Raw genomic sequence first — 15,941 nt, 5'->3', positions numbered from 1 at the left:
TGACTAATAAAACCCATTGTCGCATTTTGGCAACAATTCGTGCTAATAGTCTGTTTCCAAAATTAATAAAGTTATCGCAGGTGCGCAGGTTCGCGTTTCATGATTTTCAGATCAAAAACAGAAGAACATACCCGAAAGCTTGATGCTAAGGGGCGGAAATCCCGGATGTTTGGCCTGACAGTGGTGTTGTTGGCGCTGTGTTCTATCGGGGTTTCTTTTCTGGTGCTGATGGGTGTAACGCCTATCGTTCCCTCTGAAAAGGTTGTCTATATCGCGCTTGGCATCAATGGCGCGCTAGTCCTACTGCTCATCGGGCTGATTATCTTCGAGCTGGTGAAGCTGTTGCAGGCGCGGCGCCGTGGGCGTGCTGCTGCCCGTCTGCACGTGCGCATTGTGACTATGTTCTCGCTGGTGGCGGCGTTGCCTGCGTTTATTGTTGCGGTGGTGGCAACAATTACGCTGGATCAGGGCCTCGATCGCTGGTTTGAGACGCGTACGCGCAATATCATCACCAATGCGCAATCGGTGGCGGCTGCTTATGTTCAGGAACACGGGAATTCCCTGCGCTCCACTTTGATTGGCATGGCCAGTGATGTGGACCTGAACCGTAACTCTTACTTCTATGACCCAACCCGCTTTGATCGCTTCTTTGAAACTCAGACATGGGTGCGCGGATTGCTGGGCGCTTATATCCTGAAGAACGATGGCACCGTTGTGATGCGCGTGCTGCGCGACCCAAAGGTGGAACCTTTGTTGCCGCCTCAGGTAGCGATGAACCAGGCGGAAGACGGGGCTCCGGTTCTGATCGCACCGGGCGTATCCAACCTTGTGGGCGGTGTGATGAAGCTGTCTGCCTATGAGGATCTTTATCTTTATGTGACCCGTGCGCTTGATCCGCGGGTGGTTGAATATCAGCGTCTGGCGGAAGCCGGGGTCAACGAGTACGCAGAGTTGGAGCAGCGACGCTTTGGGGTGCAGCTGGCCTTTGCGCTTGTTTATGTGGGCGTGGCGCTCGTTCTGTTGCTGTCTTCCATCTGGGTCGGCTTTGGGTTTGCGAACCAGCTGGTGCTGCCAATCCGCAATCTGATTGGCGCTGCGGATCAGGTTTCCAAAGGTAACTATTATGTTGAGGTTGAGGCCGCTAAAGCCAGTGGTGACCTTGAGAACCTTGGCCGGACCTTCAACAATATGACTGGTCAGCTGCGTGGGCAGCGTGATGCGCTTCTGGCTGCGAATGATCAGATCGACCGCCGTCGCCGCTTTAGTGAGGCCGTTCTGGCGGGTGTGTCTTCCGGCGTTATCGGGATTGATGATGAAGGCGATGTGACCATGGTCAACCGCTCCGCCAAGCGCCTTCTCAGTCAGGAAGAAGAAGAGCTTCTTGAAAAGCCAATTTATGAGACAATCCCTGAGGTTCAGGAGGTTGTTTCCAAGGCGCTTGAGGAAAGCAAGGATAGTGCTCAGGTGGCGCAGGTTGCTATCATGCGTAAAGGGCGTGAGCGCACTGTGAATGTGCGTGTGACGACCGAGGAAGCAACGCGTTCTGAGCATGGGTTTGTGGTGACGCTGGACGATATTACGGATCTTGTTGCTGCGCAGCGTAACTCAGCGTGGGCTGATGTGGCGCGCCGGATTGCGCATGAGATCAAGAATCCGCTGACGCCAATCCAGCTTTCTGCGGAGCGCATTCGCCGCCGATATGGCAAGCGCATTGAGGATGATGACCGCAAGGTGTTTGACCAGTGCGTGGATACGATCATTCGTCAGGTGGGTGATATCGGGCGCATGGTGGATGAGTTCTCCTCGTTTGCGCGCATGCCGAAGCCGAAGATGGAATCTGCTGACCTGCGTTCTGTGGTGCGCGAGTCCACCTTCATGGTTTCCGTTGCCAATTCGCAGACCCACTTTGAGACGGATGTGCCGGGCGAGGCCGTTCGGGCGACGTTTGATAGTCGCCTTGTGGGGCAGGCTGTCGGCAATGTGATCAAGAATGCGTCGGAGGCTGTTGAGGCTTATCTGGCGAAAGAAGAAAACCCGGAGCAGGGTTCTGTCCTGGTGAAACTTTACTCGGAAGGGCCGGTTCACACGATTGATGTGATCGACAACGGAATTGGCCTTCCAACTGAACACCGCACACGGCTTTTGGAGCCTTATATGACCACCCGCGAAAAGGGGACGGGTCTGGGGCTCGCGATTGTGCGGAAAATTATGGAAGATCATGGAGGCGGTATTGAACTGCTGGATGCGCCATCTGTTGCCGAGGGCGGGCATGGCGCCATGGTTCGACTGACACTGCGCAGTTTCGATGATCCTTCCTCTCCCAAAGATGAAACTTAAGAATGGTGGTGATAAGCCGTGGCAAGTGACATTCTGATTGTTGATGATGAAGCAGATATTCGTGAGCTGATCGCCGGTATTTTGGAGGATGACGGCTACAATACGAGGACCGCTGGTGATAGCGATGCAGCGCTGGCTGCTATTGCAGACCGCAGGCCGTCTCTGATCATCCTCGATATCTGGCTGATGGGCAGCAAGCTTGACGGGCTGGAAGTTCTTGAAGTGATCAAGAAAGAAAATCCAGACCTGCCAGTCGTGATCATTTCCGGTCACGGCAACGTTGAGACAGCGGTTTCTGCGATCAAGAAGGGTGCTTACGATTACATTGAGAAGCCGTTCAAAGCTGACAAGCTGGTTCTGATCACAGAGCGTGCTCTGGAAGCCTCTTCCATGAAGCGCGAGATCAAGGAACTGAAGCAGCGGGCCGGTGATGTTTCCAATCTGGTGGGCAGTTCCTCGTCCATCAATAACCTGCGTTTGACCATTGAGCGTATTTGCCTGACCAACAGCCGTGTGATGATCACGGGGCCATCCGGTTCAGGTAAGGAGACCGTTGCGCGCACGATCCATGAAGCATCGCCGCGGTCCAAGTCTCCGTTTGTTGTGCTTTCTGCCGCTAATATTACGCCAGAGCGTATGGAAGAAGAGCTCTTCGGTATTGAAGAGACAGAAACCACACCGCGTAAGGTTGGTGCTTTGGAAGAAGCACATGGTGGCACGATCTATCTGGATGAGATTGCAGATATGCCGCTGGAAACGCAGAACAAGATCCTGCGCGTTCTGGTAGATCAGACCTTTACCCGTCTGGGTGGGCACAACAAGGTGAAGGTGGATGTGCGCCTTCTGTCTTCCAGTGCCTACAATCTGGAGAACCGCATTGCGGAAGGTCTGTTCCGTGAGGATCTGTATCACCGTCTGGCCGTTGTGCCGCTGCGGGTGCCGGCTCTTGAGGAGCGACGCGAGGATATTCCTCAGCTGATCCACTTCTTCATGAAGCAGATTTCCAACTCCACCGGCCTGCCAATGCGCCGGATTGGTGAAGATGCCATGGCTGTGCTGCAGACCCATGACTGGCCGGGCAACCTGCGCCAGCTACGCAACAATGTTGAGCGTTTGATGATCCTGACCCGGGCGGATCCGGATGCTGTGATTACAGCTGATCTTCTGCCTGCGGAGGTGGCTTCTACTGTGCCAAGCATGCCAGGCTCTTCCGGTGGTGAAGAGCTGATGTCCTTGCCGCTTCGTGAAGCGCGTGAGCAGTTTGAACGTGAATATCTGCAAGCACAGGTTAAGCGTTTTGGCGGTAATATCTCGCGTACCTCCGAATATATTGGTATGGAACGGTCAGCATTGCACCGAAAGCTCAAGTCTCTTGGTCTCACCTGATCGGTGACCGTTAAGAGGCAGAGCAAAGGACTGGAATTATGAAGGTTGTTATTTGTGGCGCCGGACAGGTTGGGTACGGCATTGCCGAAAAGCTTGCTGCGGAACAGAACGATGTTTCTGTGATTGATACCAGCCCGCAGCTGGTTCATGCCATTCGAGACACGCTGGATGTGCGCGGCTTTATTGGCCATGGTGCGCATCCGGATGTGCTGGCGCAGGCAGGTGCTGACCAGGCTGACATGATCATTGCCGTGACCTTGTATGACGAGATCAACATGGTCGCGTGTCAGGTGGCGCACTCGCTGTTCAACGTGCCGATCAAGGTTTCGCGTGTTCGTGCGCAAAGCTATTTGCAATCTCATTATCGCAATCTGTTTTCTCGCGATAACATGCCGATTGACGTGATCATTTCGCCTGAAATTGAGGTGGGTGAGATGATCCTGCGGCGCTTGTCGTTGCCGGGTGCTATGGAAACTGTGCGATTTGCCGATGACAACATGATTATCGTTGGCATTGATTGTGGTGGTGACTGCCCGGTTCTGGATACGCCACTGCGTCAGTTGACGGAGCTGTTCCCAGACCTGTCTGCTGTGGTCGTTGGCATTGCCCGTGATGGCAAGGTCTTCGTTCCGCACAGCTCTGATATGATGCGCGAAGGCGATCTGGTTTATGTGTGCTGTGAGCGCGGGCAGGTGCGCCGTACGCTGAGCATCTTTGGACATGAAGAACCAGAGGCAAAGCGCGTTCTTATCGCTGGTGGCGGTAATATTGGTGCTTATGTTGCTCGCCGCCTTGAGGGCAAGCAGAGCAGGACCAAAGTAAAGATTATCGAACATTCCCGCGACCGGGCTATTCGTATTGCGGATGAACTGCGCAGAACTGTGGTTTTGCATGGCAGTGCTTTGGATCAGGTCATGCTGCAGGAAGCGGATGTTGAAGACTCCGATATGATGGTGGCGCTGACCAACGAGGATGAGGTGAACATCCTGTCCTGCGTGATGGCCAAGAAGATGGGTTGCGAGCGTAACCTTTCGCTGCTGAACAACACCAGTTATCCAGCCTTTGCGCATGCTTTGGGCATTGATGCCTTTGTGAACCCGCGTCAGGTGACGATCTCCAAGATCCTCCAGCATGTGCGTCGTGGCCGTATCCGTGCGGTGCATGCCTTGCAAAATGGTGCTGCTGAGGTGATTGAAGCGGAAGCGCTGGATACGTCACCGCTTGTTGGGCGTCCTTTGCGAGAGGTTGAGCTTGCAGAAGGTATCCGTATCGGTGGTATTTTGCGTGATGGAAAAGTGATCACACCTTGCGGTGATGAGCGCATTCAGGCGCATGACCGCGTGGTCATCTTCGCCGTTGCTGACAAAGTTCGCCAAGTGGAGCAGATGTTCCGCGTGTCTCTGGAGTTCTTCTAGGGCGAATTACTGAAATAATTTTGGTTCTTGAGGTCTGTACCATCATAGCCGAAATGATTTGGAGCCTGATGCGGGATCGTGTCAGGCTTTTCTTTTATTTTGCGCCAGGTGTGCCGTACGGCACAGCACTGAAACCTGAGATGGTGGGTGCAAATGGCGATAAACGCCTGAGTGGTGGGTGTTGCGAAGATCTGTCTTCGTGTTGCTCAGGTTTTCTCAGTGATCCAAACCGGAAATATCCAGTTTTATGGTGCGGTAGGCACTTGATAGTATTCAGTAAATGCCCTTAGATGTAATTTGTTGAATATTTCGGGGAATGGAGAGGCTGATGAGCCGTGTTGCCTACGTAAATGGACAATATGTGCCGCATTCACATGCAGCCGTGCACGTTGAGGATCGGGGCTACCAGTTCTCTGACGGTGTTTATGAGGTCTGCGAGGTCTGGCGGGGGCAGATCGTTGATATGACTGCGCATCTTGACCGGCTAGACCGGTCCTTGAGCGAACTTCAGATTGCTTCACCCATGTCCCGTGCTGCTCTGGTGCAGGTGATGAAGGAAGTGATCTCCCTGAACCGCGTCAAAAATGGCCTGATCTACATGCAGGTCTCGCGCGGTGTAGCACCACGTGATCACTATTTTCCACCAGCGGGAACATTGCCTTCTGTGGTTATGACCGCAAAGTCCGTGCCGGCGGGCAAAATGGACAAGGTTGCGGCGCAGGGTGTTGGCGTTATTACGGTTGAAGAGAATCGTTGGGACCGCGTTGATATCAAGACTGTTGGTCTTTTGCCTAATGTTCTTGCTAAACAAAAGGCTAAGGAGGCCGGGGCTCGCGAAGCATGGTTTGTGGATAAAAATGGCCTTATAACTGAAGGCGGTTCAACCAATGCTTGGATAATTCTAAAGAACGGCACTTTGGTTACGCGACCTGCTACTCACGGAATTCTAAAAGGAATTACCAGAGCGGGCGTTCTAAAATTGGCGGAAATGAAAGGATTTTCCGTAGAAGAACGCGGTTTTTCTCTGGAAGAGGCAAAAAGTGCGCAAGAGGCATTTTTAACAAGTGCTTCCGGGCTTGTCATGCCTGTCGTGAAAATAAACGAAACAATTCTTGGTGATGGGCGACCAGGTCCAATCGTTCAAGACTTAAGAAAATCATTCCATGAAGCGTCAGAGTTGATTAAACTGGAGGTTGCCGGGGGTTAAGTGCCTCCGGTGTTTGCTGAAGGGAACTTACGAAGGACGGCGCACCTTAGTGTTGGGGCATCTCTCTTGTGTTTGTGAGTGTCACTTGGCCGTTTCGAGGATGGGAACAGTAAATGGTGGATGCCGCGGCCGTGTCCACTGAGAACAGGAAAAAAATAGTTATGGCTGACCGCGCTCAAAATCTTCAAGATACATTTTTAAATCATGTCAGGAAGCAGAAGACGCCACTGACAATCTTTTTGATCAATGGTGTAAAACTGCAAGGTGTAGTTACTTGGTTTGATAATTTCTGCGTATTATTGCGTCGTGACGGGCACTCCCAGCTCGTTTACAAGCACGCTATCTCAACAATCATGCCAAATAGCCCTATACAGCTGTTTGAACCAGCTGAAGAAGAAGGCGAAAAAGCAGGAGGCTGATGAAGCCCCAATCTAAGAAAGAGGCCGGTCTGAACCGCAAGCAACGTGATGCGAATGTTGAGGCCGGCGAAGACGAGGTGACCCGGGGAACCCGGTCACTCGTCATCGTACCAATCATTTCAAGCAGAGCTCTGGCAAGAGGTAAAGGTGCTCCTGAGCGCCCCTTTGGTGCTGAGCGTAGCCCTCAAGCCAGACTGGAAGAAGCTGTCGGACTTGCAGCTGCAATCGAGTTGGAGATTGTCTCCTCAGGTCTGGTGAGATTGGCAAATGTGAAGCCGGGTAGTCTGTTCGGTTCTGGTAAGGTGGAGGAAATCCGCGGCCAGATTGAAATCGAAGAGATTGAGCTGGTTGTTGTCGATCATCCACTTACTCCTATCCAGCAGCGAAACCTGGAACGAGACTGGAACACCAAGGTCATCGACCGGACGGGTCTTATTCTTGAGATCTTCGGCGAACGTGCGCAGACCAAGGAAGGACGCCTGCAGGTGGAGCTTGCTCACCTGACCTGGCAGAAATCTCGTCTGGTTCGCTCGTGGACGCACCTTGAGCGTCAGCGTGGTGGTCTGGGCTTCGTTGGTGGTCCGGGTGAAACGCAGATCGAGGCTGACCGGCGTATCATTCAGGATCGTATCACCTTGCTGAAGGGGCAGCTGGAGCAAGTTCAGCGGACCCGTAAGCTGCACCGCAAACAGCGTAAGAAAGTACCGCATCCGGTGATTGCCTTTGTGGGCTATACCAACGCGGGCAAATCCACGCTGTTTAACCGCATGACCAATGCGGAGGTGTTTGCCAAAGACTTGCTGTTCGCGACGCTGGATCCAACGCTTCGCCGATTGAAGCTGCCGCATGGCCGTGAGGTGATCCTGTCTGACACGGTGGGCTTCATTTCTGAGCTGCCGCATAATCTGGTGGCTGCGTTCCGCGCGACGCTGGAAGAGGTTATTCAGGCCGATATTGTGCTGCATGTGCGCGATATTGCTCATGAAGACACCAAGGCGCAGTCTCTGGACGTGAACGAAACTCTTGAGATGCTTGGTCTTAAAGTGTCTGAGAGTGATCGTGTCATCGAGGTCTATAACAAGATCGACAAGCTGGATGAGGCGCACCGCGAAAAGCTGCTGGAAAGCAACAGTGTTGATGAGGGGCCGATTTCGGTATCTGCGATCAGCGGTGATGGCATTCCTGATTTGCTAGCCCGTATTGAAGCGCGTTTGGCCGAGCAGCTGGACACGGTGACCATGGTTCTGCCGCACAGCGATGGGCAGGGGCATGCGTGGCTCTATCAGCACTGCGAAATCCTCTCACGTGATGACGTGGAAGATGGTATTCGCCTTGCTGTGCGCGTTCCGGATGCACATCGCTCTCGTGTGCGCGAGCGCTTTGCCAAGTACTTCGTGACTGGTCTTGAGCTGCCTGATGAGCCTGTGTCGGAAGAAGACGATGATACGGATGATAGCGGTTACTCGCCAATCTGATCTGGTCTGACCGACTGATACTACACAAAAGCCCCGCTCTGGTGAGTGGGGCTTTTTACTGGGCTGATCGTACAAATTCATGTGAAAATATTACGCACTGTCAGTTGTTAATGGTGCTTTGTTTCAATAAGTTTTCAAAAAATATAATTTTAGTAAAAATTGATATGATTATTGGGACTGATTATGTTTCGAAATATAATTGTCAGTGGCGGCGTGCTTTTTCTTATTGCCGGATGTCAGGGGACTGGTGACCCGGGGGCTTCTCCTTCCGGTACTATGGCGCAGCCTGCTTCTACATACGGAACTGTGAATGATGTTGCTGCTTTGATGGCTGGGGCATTAGCTGTTGCGGAGGCTATTGAGCATAGTGAGGCGGAGCGCAAAAGAGTCGCTTCCAGCTCCTCTTCTGGTTCTGAGCCGCTGATCCTGCCATCGGTGTTGCCGCCGGATACCTCTAAACCGGCACCTGCTAAGGCGTCGCGCAAGTCGGGTTCTGTTGTTTCCTACAATAAGTCCGGCGTCTCCCATACTTATCGAAAGAGTGGAGATAATTGCGTACATACAGAAGCCTCCAGTCAGTCAGAGATTGCGAAAACCATGCGTGGTCTGATTGTGACTGAAGAAAGCTCGGAGAAGACGTCCACGCGCGTTTGCGATTGATCTTCCGTGACTTCATGAGGGTGCGGCGCTAGACTGAGTGGGTGATGACCTGCGCCGCTAATTCGCCCCCAAAACTTACACCTCAACTGATCGCTGAGATTAATCGGTATCTGCTTGTCAGGACCGAGATCCGCAAGGCTGATCTGTGTTTGCTGTTCGGCTCGCATAAGAGTGCAGAGGCACGGGTTCAGGTGGCTGCGCAGCTGTGGCGTGATGGGCTGGTTGAGCGAGTTCTGGTCAGTGGCGGGGAGTATACGGAGACCGGTCAGTGTGAGGCTCACGATATGTGTGAAGCTTTGGTCGTGCAGGGCGTTCCTCGGCCTCGCATTATTCTGGAAACGCGGGCAAGCAATACGGGCGAGAATGTGGTGTTCTCTATCGGGCTTCTGAAAGATCTTGGCATTTATGATGCCATTCAGTCGGTAATCGCTGTTGGCAGCGTTAGTGCCTCCCGTCGCTATCTCATGACGTTGGAGCGTTATTGGCCTGAGGTTATCAAGATGCTCGCGCCTGCAAATAAATACCCGGTCTCAGTCGCAGACTGGCCTTTGCACCCAGAGTTTACGTGTGAAGTGTTGGATGAGTGGGGGAAGATACAGCCCTATCTCAAGGCGGGCTATGTGAATGAGCTCAATCTGGAGACGTGTCCGATAATTGACTGAGTGGCGCTTTGTTGAAAATTTATGGTTATCTGTGGTATTCTCAGGTCAGAGAAGGAAGGTAAGACGCTTTTCTTGATCCGGTGGGGAAGGGCTTTCGCCCTTTCCCCGTTAGCTTAGGTTTTGAAAATCAGGGTGAATTCGATTGTCACACCGAGGAACCTGATTTTAAAACCCGCCTTCCGGATTTTCATATGCGTCTCACCTTCCTTTCTTTTTTGCCGAAGGTGAAGTCCTTCTGACCCGCCAACTATATCGTGCCGGTCAGTTTCATACAGCTAGAAATTGTAGTGGGTTTCTGGGGCTTGTGAGGTGCTGTGTTGCCTCCGCTCACCTGGTCGGATCAAACTTCTTCGCCGTTTGCCAGTGGGTTTCCATTTCATCGAGGGACAGGTCTGCCAAGGGGCGGTTTTCGGCTTGGGCGGCGTCTTCGATGTGGGCGAAGCGGCGGCGGAACTTGGTGTTGGTGCGCTTTAGAGCGGCTTCCGGTTGGATCTCAAGATGACGGGCAAGGTTGGCGATTGCGAAGAGAACATCGCCGAGTTCATCTTCAATCTTCGCGCGGTCTGGTGCGTCTGCTTTTACCTCGTCAGTGAGCTCTTCCACTTCCTCTTTGATCTTGTCCAGAACAGGCTCGGCTGCTCCCCAATCGAAGCCGACTTTTGAGGCTCGGTGCTGGAGTTTTTCGGCTTCTGTCAGGGCCGGGAATGCGGATGGAACTTCGTCCAAAAAGCGAGGCAACTTTTCCGTCAGGCCCATTTGGGCGCGCTGCTGTTTGCGTTCCTGCTTTTCTTCTTCCTTGATGCGGTCCCAGGTGCCTCTGGGAAAGCCAGCAGCTTTTTGCTCCTCATCGCCAAACACGTGTGGGTGGCGGCGGATCATCTTTTTCGTGATCGCTTCCACCACGTCGCCAAAGGCAAAGGCAGCTTCTTCCTCGGCCATACGAGAGTGGTAGACGACTTGCAGGAGGAGGTCTCCTAGCTCTTCTTTCAGATCATGCAGGTCTTCGCGCTCGATGGCATCAGCGACTTCATAGGCCTCTTCGATTGTGTAAGGCGAAATGGTTTTGAAGTTCTGTTCCAGATCCCATGGGCAGCCAGTCTCTGGTGTCCGCAGGGCCTTCATGATCTCGATGAGGCGGGCGATGTCTTGGGAAGGAAGCATGTGTGTCCTGATGAGTAATGCCTGAATTTGGCGGCACATTATCAGGGCGGTGGGGCGATGGCGAGGGATTTTGCGTGACTGTTCTCACCTGTATTTATTCGGGTTGAGGTGCTGGTTAAAGTTAATAACTATTAACTTCAATAAATGTATGCAACATATTGATTTTTATAATTTTAGTATTGAGGTGTGCGTTGCGTTTGGGGGCTTTGTTGCATTACTGTGTTTCAGGAATCTGCGAAGGATGGCGGACTTAATCAATATTTGGGTGGGTGATCTAAGGTGATTGCGAAGGTTTCAGCCGTGTTGTTTTCCTGCATCGCGGTTTATTTAGTGTTCTTTCATATGGCTCTGGTCTTTGGGATGCCTTGGGGCGCTTTGACGATGGGAGGTTTCGTTGAAGGTAGCCTTCCGTTGCCTATGAGGGCATTGTCTCTGCTTCAGGCCTTTATTGCTGTCTTCATGGCTTGTTCTGTCTTGAAGCGCGGTGAGGTGGTCGCATTCAGATGGCCGGCGTGGAGTTATTGGCTTGTGATTGCTATTTGCACGCTCAGTGTGGTTGCGAATGCTGCCACGTCCTCAGAAGTGGAGCGTCAACTCGGGTTGCCGGTGACGATTGCACTTCTGGTGACAGCTTTGTTGGCGGGAAGCTCTAAGGTGCTGCGCAGATCTGCTTAAGGCTGACGTTCACCCAGCGTGCGGTTGTGAGTGAGGTGCATCATGCAATGATTTATGTTTCTTGTTTAGTGATTTGTTTTTGCAATAAAAAAGGGCGCTGAGGGCGCCCTTTCTGTTTCGTGTTTTGGACTGCTAGTCCAGGCTTTTGAGCACGTCCCGCAAGGTGCCGACCAGTGTGTCGATCTCGCTTTCGGAGATGATGAGCGGTGGTGACATTGCGATGGTATCGCCGGTGGTGCGGATGAGAATGTTCTTCTCGTAGGCCTTGAGGAAGGCGGTGAACGCACGCTTGGTTGGCTCGCCTGCAATCGGTTCCAGCTCGACCGCGCCAATGAGGCCGATGTTGCGGATGTCGATCACGTGTGGGCAATCGCGCAGGGAGTGAAGTGCTTCCTGCCAATACTCAGCCATCTTGGCGCCGCGTGTCAGCAGTTCCTCTTCAGCATAAACGTCCAGCGTTGCCAGTGCGGCTGCACATGCAAGTGGATGTGCTGAGTAGGTGTAGCCATGGAACAGCTCAATGAGATGATCCGGGCCGGTCATGAACGCGTCATAGACTTTGGAACTTGCGAATACCGCACCCATTGGCACAACGCCACTGGTGAGGCCTTTAGCTGTGGTGACGAGGTCTGGAATGACGTCGAAGTAGTCCACGCCGAATGGGGTGCCGAGGCGACCAAAGCCAGTGATGACTTCGTCGAAGATCAGCAGGATGCCATGTTCGTCACAGATCTCGCGCAGGCGCTTCAGGTAGCCTTCTGGCGGCAGGATCACGCCTGCAGAGCCAGCAACCGGTTCCACGATCACCGCTGCAATGGTGGATGGGTCGTGAAGCTGAATGAGGCGCATGAGATCTTCAGCATACTCGATGCCGTTTTTCGGAACGCCTTTGCTGAACTCGTTGCCTGCGATGCCGTGGGTGTGCCGCATGTGGTCCACGCCAGCCAGCATTGCGCCGAACTGTTTGCGGTTGGCAACCATACCACCAACGGAGATGCCGCCGAAGTTCACGCCGTGATAGCCACGCTCGCGACCGATCAGACGGGTACGGGAGCCTTCGCCTCTGGCTTTGTGGTAAGCGAGCGCCATCTTGAGGGCTGTCTCAACACTCTCGGAGCCGGAGTTAGTGTAGAATACGTGGTTCAGCGGGTCTGGCATCAGCGCTGCGAGACGGGCTGCGAGCTCGAAAGACTTTGGATGCGCCATCTGGAAGGCTGGTGCGTAGTCCAGCTCCGCAACCTGCTGCTGTACGGCTTCAACGATCTTCTGGCGACCATGGCCGGCGTTGCAGCACCACAGGCCTGCTGTGCCGTCCAGGATCTGGCGGCCATCGGCGGAGGTGTAGTGCATGTCCTTTGCCTTCACGAGAAGGCGTGGGTCTTTCTTGAACTGCCGGTTTGCCGTGAAAGGCATCCAGTAGGCATCAAGGTTGTTTGTGGTCAGGCCGGTGATCTGTTCGATCTCGTCCCGCGCCAATGTGTTAGCCTCTGTCATTTCCCCTCCGATAACGCTTGAGACGAATATTGCTTGGTCGGCTGAGTGCCGTAATTATTTTACCCTCTGGTAGGATATGGGACCGAGACTATGTAGAAGACCTGACTAAATCAAGCGATATCAAACATATACGTGCATTATACGTTCGCCTATACCTGTGGTGGCGTACGGTTTTGTTGGCTAAAACTTTGCAAAACTGAGGGCCTAGTATTATAGCGTGCTGTGTTGCTTTAAAGGTTGTTTTTTGACCAAAGAGTAAAATTTCCTATTTCAATCAATGCTATGCATGAGTGGTGTTACGGGCGGGCAAGATGAGTGAGCGCAAAAAAATAAAGGTGAACGAGCGCTTCTCGATCGAGGAGCGCGACATCAAAGAAGATTTCATCCGGGCCTCGGGTCCGGGCGGTCAAAACGTGAATAAAGTGTCTTCTGCCGTGCAATTGCGATTCAATCTGGATGGAAATACGACTCTTCCGGACGACCTGAAGAGTCGTTTGCGCAAGATTGCGGGTTCACGTTTGACGCTGAAGGGCGAGATCGTTCTGACGGCTGATCGCTTCCGTACGCAGGAGCGTAACCGGGAGGAAGCTCTGGAGCGTCTGCTGGAGCTTATTCGCAAAGCTGCTTATGTGCCGAAGACGCGCAAAGCCACACGGCCAACACTTGCTTCCAAGCGCAGGCGGGTGGAAGGCAAGAAGCAGCGTGGCAACATCAAGAAGCTGCGTAGCTCCAAAAATTATGATTGAGGTGTTGGGTGGGTGCTGATTGCCGCTGATAGCGAAGTAACTTGCCTCGACTAGGGGCTGGTTATTGGTTGGTCTATTTGAAGATCGAGCACTCATTCGAATAAGCGACTGTAGTGCCTGAAGTTGCCCAGATTACCTAACAAAAATACAAAGAGATATTTATCGGGTATCGTAAGTCTTCAGCATGCTTTTTGATCTAGAAACTTTATGAAAATCAAAATGTTTGCTTAAGGCAGAGGCCCATCGCGATGATGAATATCAGTTTCAACTCAGATGATGAAGACAATCCCATACATGTCGCGCTCAAGAAATTTCTGATCGACAGTCAGATACAAGACCTTAAAGAGGAAGGTAAGTTCGAAGAAGCTGAGCAGCTTGCCCTAAAAAAAGCAGATTTGGATTTAAGTGCTATTGAGAAAAAGCAGCTAGCATCCGGTTCAAATGATGAGAATTACACGCCTGACACATTACCTGAGCAATGTGTGAGCACAACTTTCGATAGGTATGCAGAGGACTTTGACCAGCACCTGACTAAGCAGCTCAATTATGCGGTGCCGGAGATTATCCTAGAAAAGATTAGTAAGTTTACAGATGCCCGATTTAATCGCCTTCTGGATTTGGGGTGTGGGACTGGTCTGTGCGCTGAAGCGATAGGAGATCGTGTAATGCACAAGACTGGTGTAGACCTTTCTGAGGGCATGCTTATTCAGGCTGATCAGAAAGAGCTTTATGATGATCTGTATCTGAAGGATCTCAATGAGTTCCTGCAGGTTGATTGGGATGATCGTTGGGACTTAATCATCTCAGGTGATACACTGGTTTATCTTGGTGCTTTGGAGGATGCGGTTGCTGGTCTTGCGAAAAATATTGAACCAAACGGCAAAGTCATCTTCACAACCGAGACAGCTGCAGATGAGGCTTTTACGGAAAAACCTTATGTGATGGGCAGCCGCGGACGGTTTGCTCATTCTGCCCTCTATCTGCGTGAATTGCTGGAGGCCAGTGGCTTTACGCTGATTGAGATTGAAGAAGTGACGCCGCGCTTTGAAAATGGAGAGCCGGTTCAGGGACTTGTTGTTGTTGCTGAATACAAAGGTGTATGAGCTTAAGCCTCTTGTTTTCTTAAGAGGCTCAACATCTCTGTAGTCGCGAGCTACCTGCTAGTCCGGCTGTCTAGTCTTCTTCTTCCAGAATGCGAAGGGCTGCGTCCATGGCGAGTGTGTAGCCGTGGGCGCCGAGGCCGCAGATCATGCCTTTTGCGACTTTGGAGATGTAAGAGGTGTGACGGAATTCTTCCCGCTGATGGATGTTTGAGAGGTGGAGTTCGATGACCGGGCGCTCAACACTGGCGATCGCGTCCATGATGGCAATGGAAGTGTGCGTGTAGGCACCTGCATTGAGGACGATTGCGGTGCGGGACTGGCGGGTTTCGTGAATCCAGTCGATCAGCTCGCCTTCATGGTTGGATTGCTTGCACTCAACCTCCACACCCAGCTGTTTTGCGTGGGCGCGGCACTGATCCTCGATCTCAGCCAAAGTGGTGGAGCCGTAAACTTCCGGCTGGCGCATTCCAAGCAGGTTCAGGTTCGGTCCATTGAGGATGAGGATCTTCTTCATAAAAGCTCTCTGAAGTTGTGCGGTGATCGTGTCTCACCTTAATGGCTTGAAAGCAGCTGAGACGCAAGGTCTTTGCTGTCGAGGCCGAGCGTAGACTTCAGTTCTTCCTTAAGGATCTGCACGGCCATGTCTGGTGTCAGCTCTGTTTCCGGCAGGTTGGACACATCATAAAGATTGAAGGCAAGTGACATGAGTTTCCACGCGGCAAGCTCAACGGGCAGGGTGAGGGTGTACTCGCCAGTTTTTACGCCTTCCCGCAGATTGCTGCAGAGCCATTGGTGGCTTTTGTTGGTTTCTTCCGCATAGACGCGTGCAAGTTCTGGGTCTCTGGTGGCTTCATCTGCCGCGCTGATCCAGATGGTGGTTTCTGCTTTTTCCTCCGATGTGGCGTTGAAGCTGATGAGGCGGAGTAGGGCCTGTGTTGGTGTCAGGTCTTTCGCGATAGAGATGCAATTGTCACCATTCTTTTGTGAAAGGTAGCGCAAGGCTTCGCATTTCAGATCTGTCAGGGATTTGAAGTGGTGGTGAAGGATGCCGGTTGCTGCGCCGAGCTGCTTGGCTACTGCGCGGGTGGTGATGCCGGCGAACCCTTTTTCCTTCACAACCTCCAGCGTTGCCAGAATGATTGCTTTGCGGCGTTCTTCTTTCGCCAGATAGGCCATATAGCGTTCCGTTTCGCGTCTTCAG

At 52.5% G+C, this 15,941-nt stretch carries 15 protein-coding genes; 11 read left to right on the top strand and 4 right to left on the bottom strand.

Going from position 1 to position 15,941, the window contains the following annotated elements; translation table 11 throughout:
- The first annotated feature begins 165 nt into the window (after window positions 1-165).
- The 8 genes from PSE_RS15970 (at window position 166) to PSE_RS15935 (ending at window position 9,561) form a co-directional block, all read left to right on the top strand.
- The gene (locus PSE_RS15970; protein ID WP_014285816.1) at window positions 166-2,337 is read left to right on the top strand and encodes a PAS domain-containing sensor histidine kinase; all 2,172 of its coding nucleotides are present in this window, start codon (window positions 166-168) and stop codon (window positions 2,335-2,337) included.
- Window positions 2,338-2,355: 18 nt separating this feature from the next.
- Window positions 2,356-3,723, top strand: a complete 1,368-nt coding sequence (locus PSE_RS15965) for a sigma-54 dependent transcriptional regulator (protein ID WP_008546581.1) — start codon at window positions 2,356-2,358, stop codon at window positions 3,721-3,723.
- A 38-nt stretch (window positions 3,724-3,761) separates the two neighbouring features.
- Entirely contained in the window at window positions 3,762-5,138 is a 1,377-nt protein-coding gene (trkA, locus tag PSE_RS15960) for a Trk system potassium transporter TrkA (protein ID WP_008546938.1), read from the top strand.
- A gap of 328 nt (window positions 5,139-5,466) precedes the next feature.
- Window positions 5,467-6,345 (top strand): D-amino-acid transaminase, encoded by an 879-nt coding sequence (locus tag PSE_RS15955; protein ID WP_008547130.1) that lies wholly within the window; start codon window positions 5,467-5,469, stop codon window positions 6,343-6,345.
- A gap of 161 nt (window positions 6,346-6,506) precedes the next feature.
- Window positions 6,507-6,764 carry an RNA chaperone Hfq gene (gene hfq, locus PSE_RS15950; RefSeq protein WP_008546823.1) on the top strand — a complete coding sequence of 86 codons (258 nt, stop codon included), beginning with the start codon at window positions 6,507-6,509 and terminating at the stop codon, window positions 6,762-6,764.
- A complete protein-coding gene (hflX, locus tag PSE_RS15945) occupies window positions 6,764-8,239 on the top strand; it encodes a GTPase HflX (RefSeq protein ID WP_014285814.1) in 1,476 nt (491 codons plus the stop codon). Before hfq ends, hflX begins: the two co-directional genes overlap by 1 nt.
- Before the next feature lie 183 nt (window positions 8,240-8,422).
- Entirely contained in the window at window positions 8,423-8,899 is a 477-nt protein-coding gene (locus tag PSE_RS15940) for a hypothetical protein (protein WP_208997955.1), read from the top strand.
- Window positions 8,900-8,943: 44 nt separating this feature from the next.
- Window positions 8,944-9,561, top strand: coding sequence for a YdcF family protein (locus PSE_RS15935; RefSeq protein WP_014285812.1), 618 nt, complete (start codon window positions 8,944-8,946; stop codon window positions 9,559-9,561).
- 327 nt (window positions 9,562-9,888) lie between these two features.
- Here PSE_RS15935 and mazG read toward each other — a convergent pair whose 3' ends face one another.
- Complete coding sequence (gene mazG / locus PSE_RS15930) at window positions 9,889-10,722, bottom strand: nucleoside triphosphate pyrophosphohydrolase (protein ID WP_014285810.1); 834 nt, start codon at window positions 10,720-10,722, stop codon at window positions 9,889-9,891.
- Between the two features lie 381 nt (window positions 10,723-11,103).
- Here mazG and PSE_RS15925 point away from each other — a divergent pair, with 381 nt between their 5' ends.
- Window positions 11,104-11,397 (top strand): hypothetical protein, encoded by a 294-nt coding sequence (locus PSE_RS15925; RefSeq protein ID WP_208997954.1) that lies wholly within the window; start codon window positions 11,104-11,106, stop codon window positions 11,395-11,397.
- A 132-nt stretch (window positions 11,398-11,529) separates the two neighbouring features.
- On the opposite strand, the gene PSE_RS15920 is transcribed toward PSE_RS15925, so the two are convergent.
- Window positions 11,530-12,891: an aspartate aminotransferase family protein gene (locus tag PSE_RS15920; RefSeq protein ID WP_014285808.1), complete on the bottom strand. Its 1,362-nt coding sequence runs from the start codon at window positions 12,889-12,891 to the stop codon at window positions 11,530-11,532.
- 311 nt (window positions 12,892-13,202) lie between these two features.
- On the opposite strand from PSE_RS15920, the gene arfB reads away from it, so the two are divergent.
- Both arfB and PSE_RS15910 read left to right on the top strand, forming a co-directional pair.
- Complete coding sequence (arfB, locus tag PSE_RS15915) at window positions 13,203-13,637, top strand: alternative ribosome rescue aminoacyl-tRNA hydrolase ArfB (protein WP_041768606.1); 435 nt, start codon at window positions 13,203-13,205, stop codon at window positions 13,635-13,637.
- Between the two features lie 248 nt (window positions 13,638-13,885).
- Window positions 13,886-14,740, top strand: a complete 855-nt coding sequence (locus PSE_RS15910) for a class I SAM-dependent methyltransferase (RefSeq protein ID WP_014285806.1) — start codon at window positions 13,886-13,888, stop codon at window positions 14,738-14,740.
- 70 nt (window positions 14,741-14,810) lie between these two features.
- Here PSE_RS15910 and aroQ read toward each other — a convergent pair whose 3' ends face one another.
- Together aroQ and PSE_RS15900 are read right to left on the bottom strand one after the other, a co-directional pair.
- Window positions 14,811-15,254 carry a type II 3-dehydroquinate dehydratase gene (gene aroQ / locus PSE_RS15905; protein ID WP_014285805.1) on the bottom strand — a complete coding sequence of 148 codons (444 nt, stop codon included), beginning with the start codon at window positions 15,252-15,254 and terminating at the stop codon, window positions 14,811-14,813.
- 38 nt (window positions 15,255-15,292) lie between these two features.
- Window positions 15,293-15,916, bottom strand: coding sequence for a TetR family transcriptional regulator C-terminal domain-containing protein (locus PSE_RS15900; protein ID WP_014285804.1), 624 nt, complete (start codon window positions 15,914-15,916; stop codon window positions 15,293-15,295).
- Window positions 15,917-15,941: the final 25 nt, after the last annotated feature.

Source organism: Pseudovibrio sp. FO-BEG1 (assembly GCF_000236645.1).
Lineage (GTDB): Bacteria > Pseudomonadota > Alphaproteobacteria > Rhizobiales > Stappiaceae > Pseudovibrio.
Note: the sequence above shows the minus strand (reverse complement) of the source record. Positions and strands in the feature narration are given on the sequence as shown.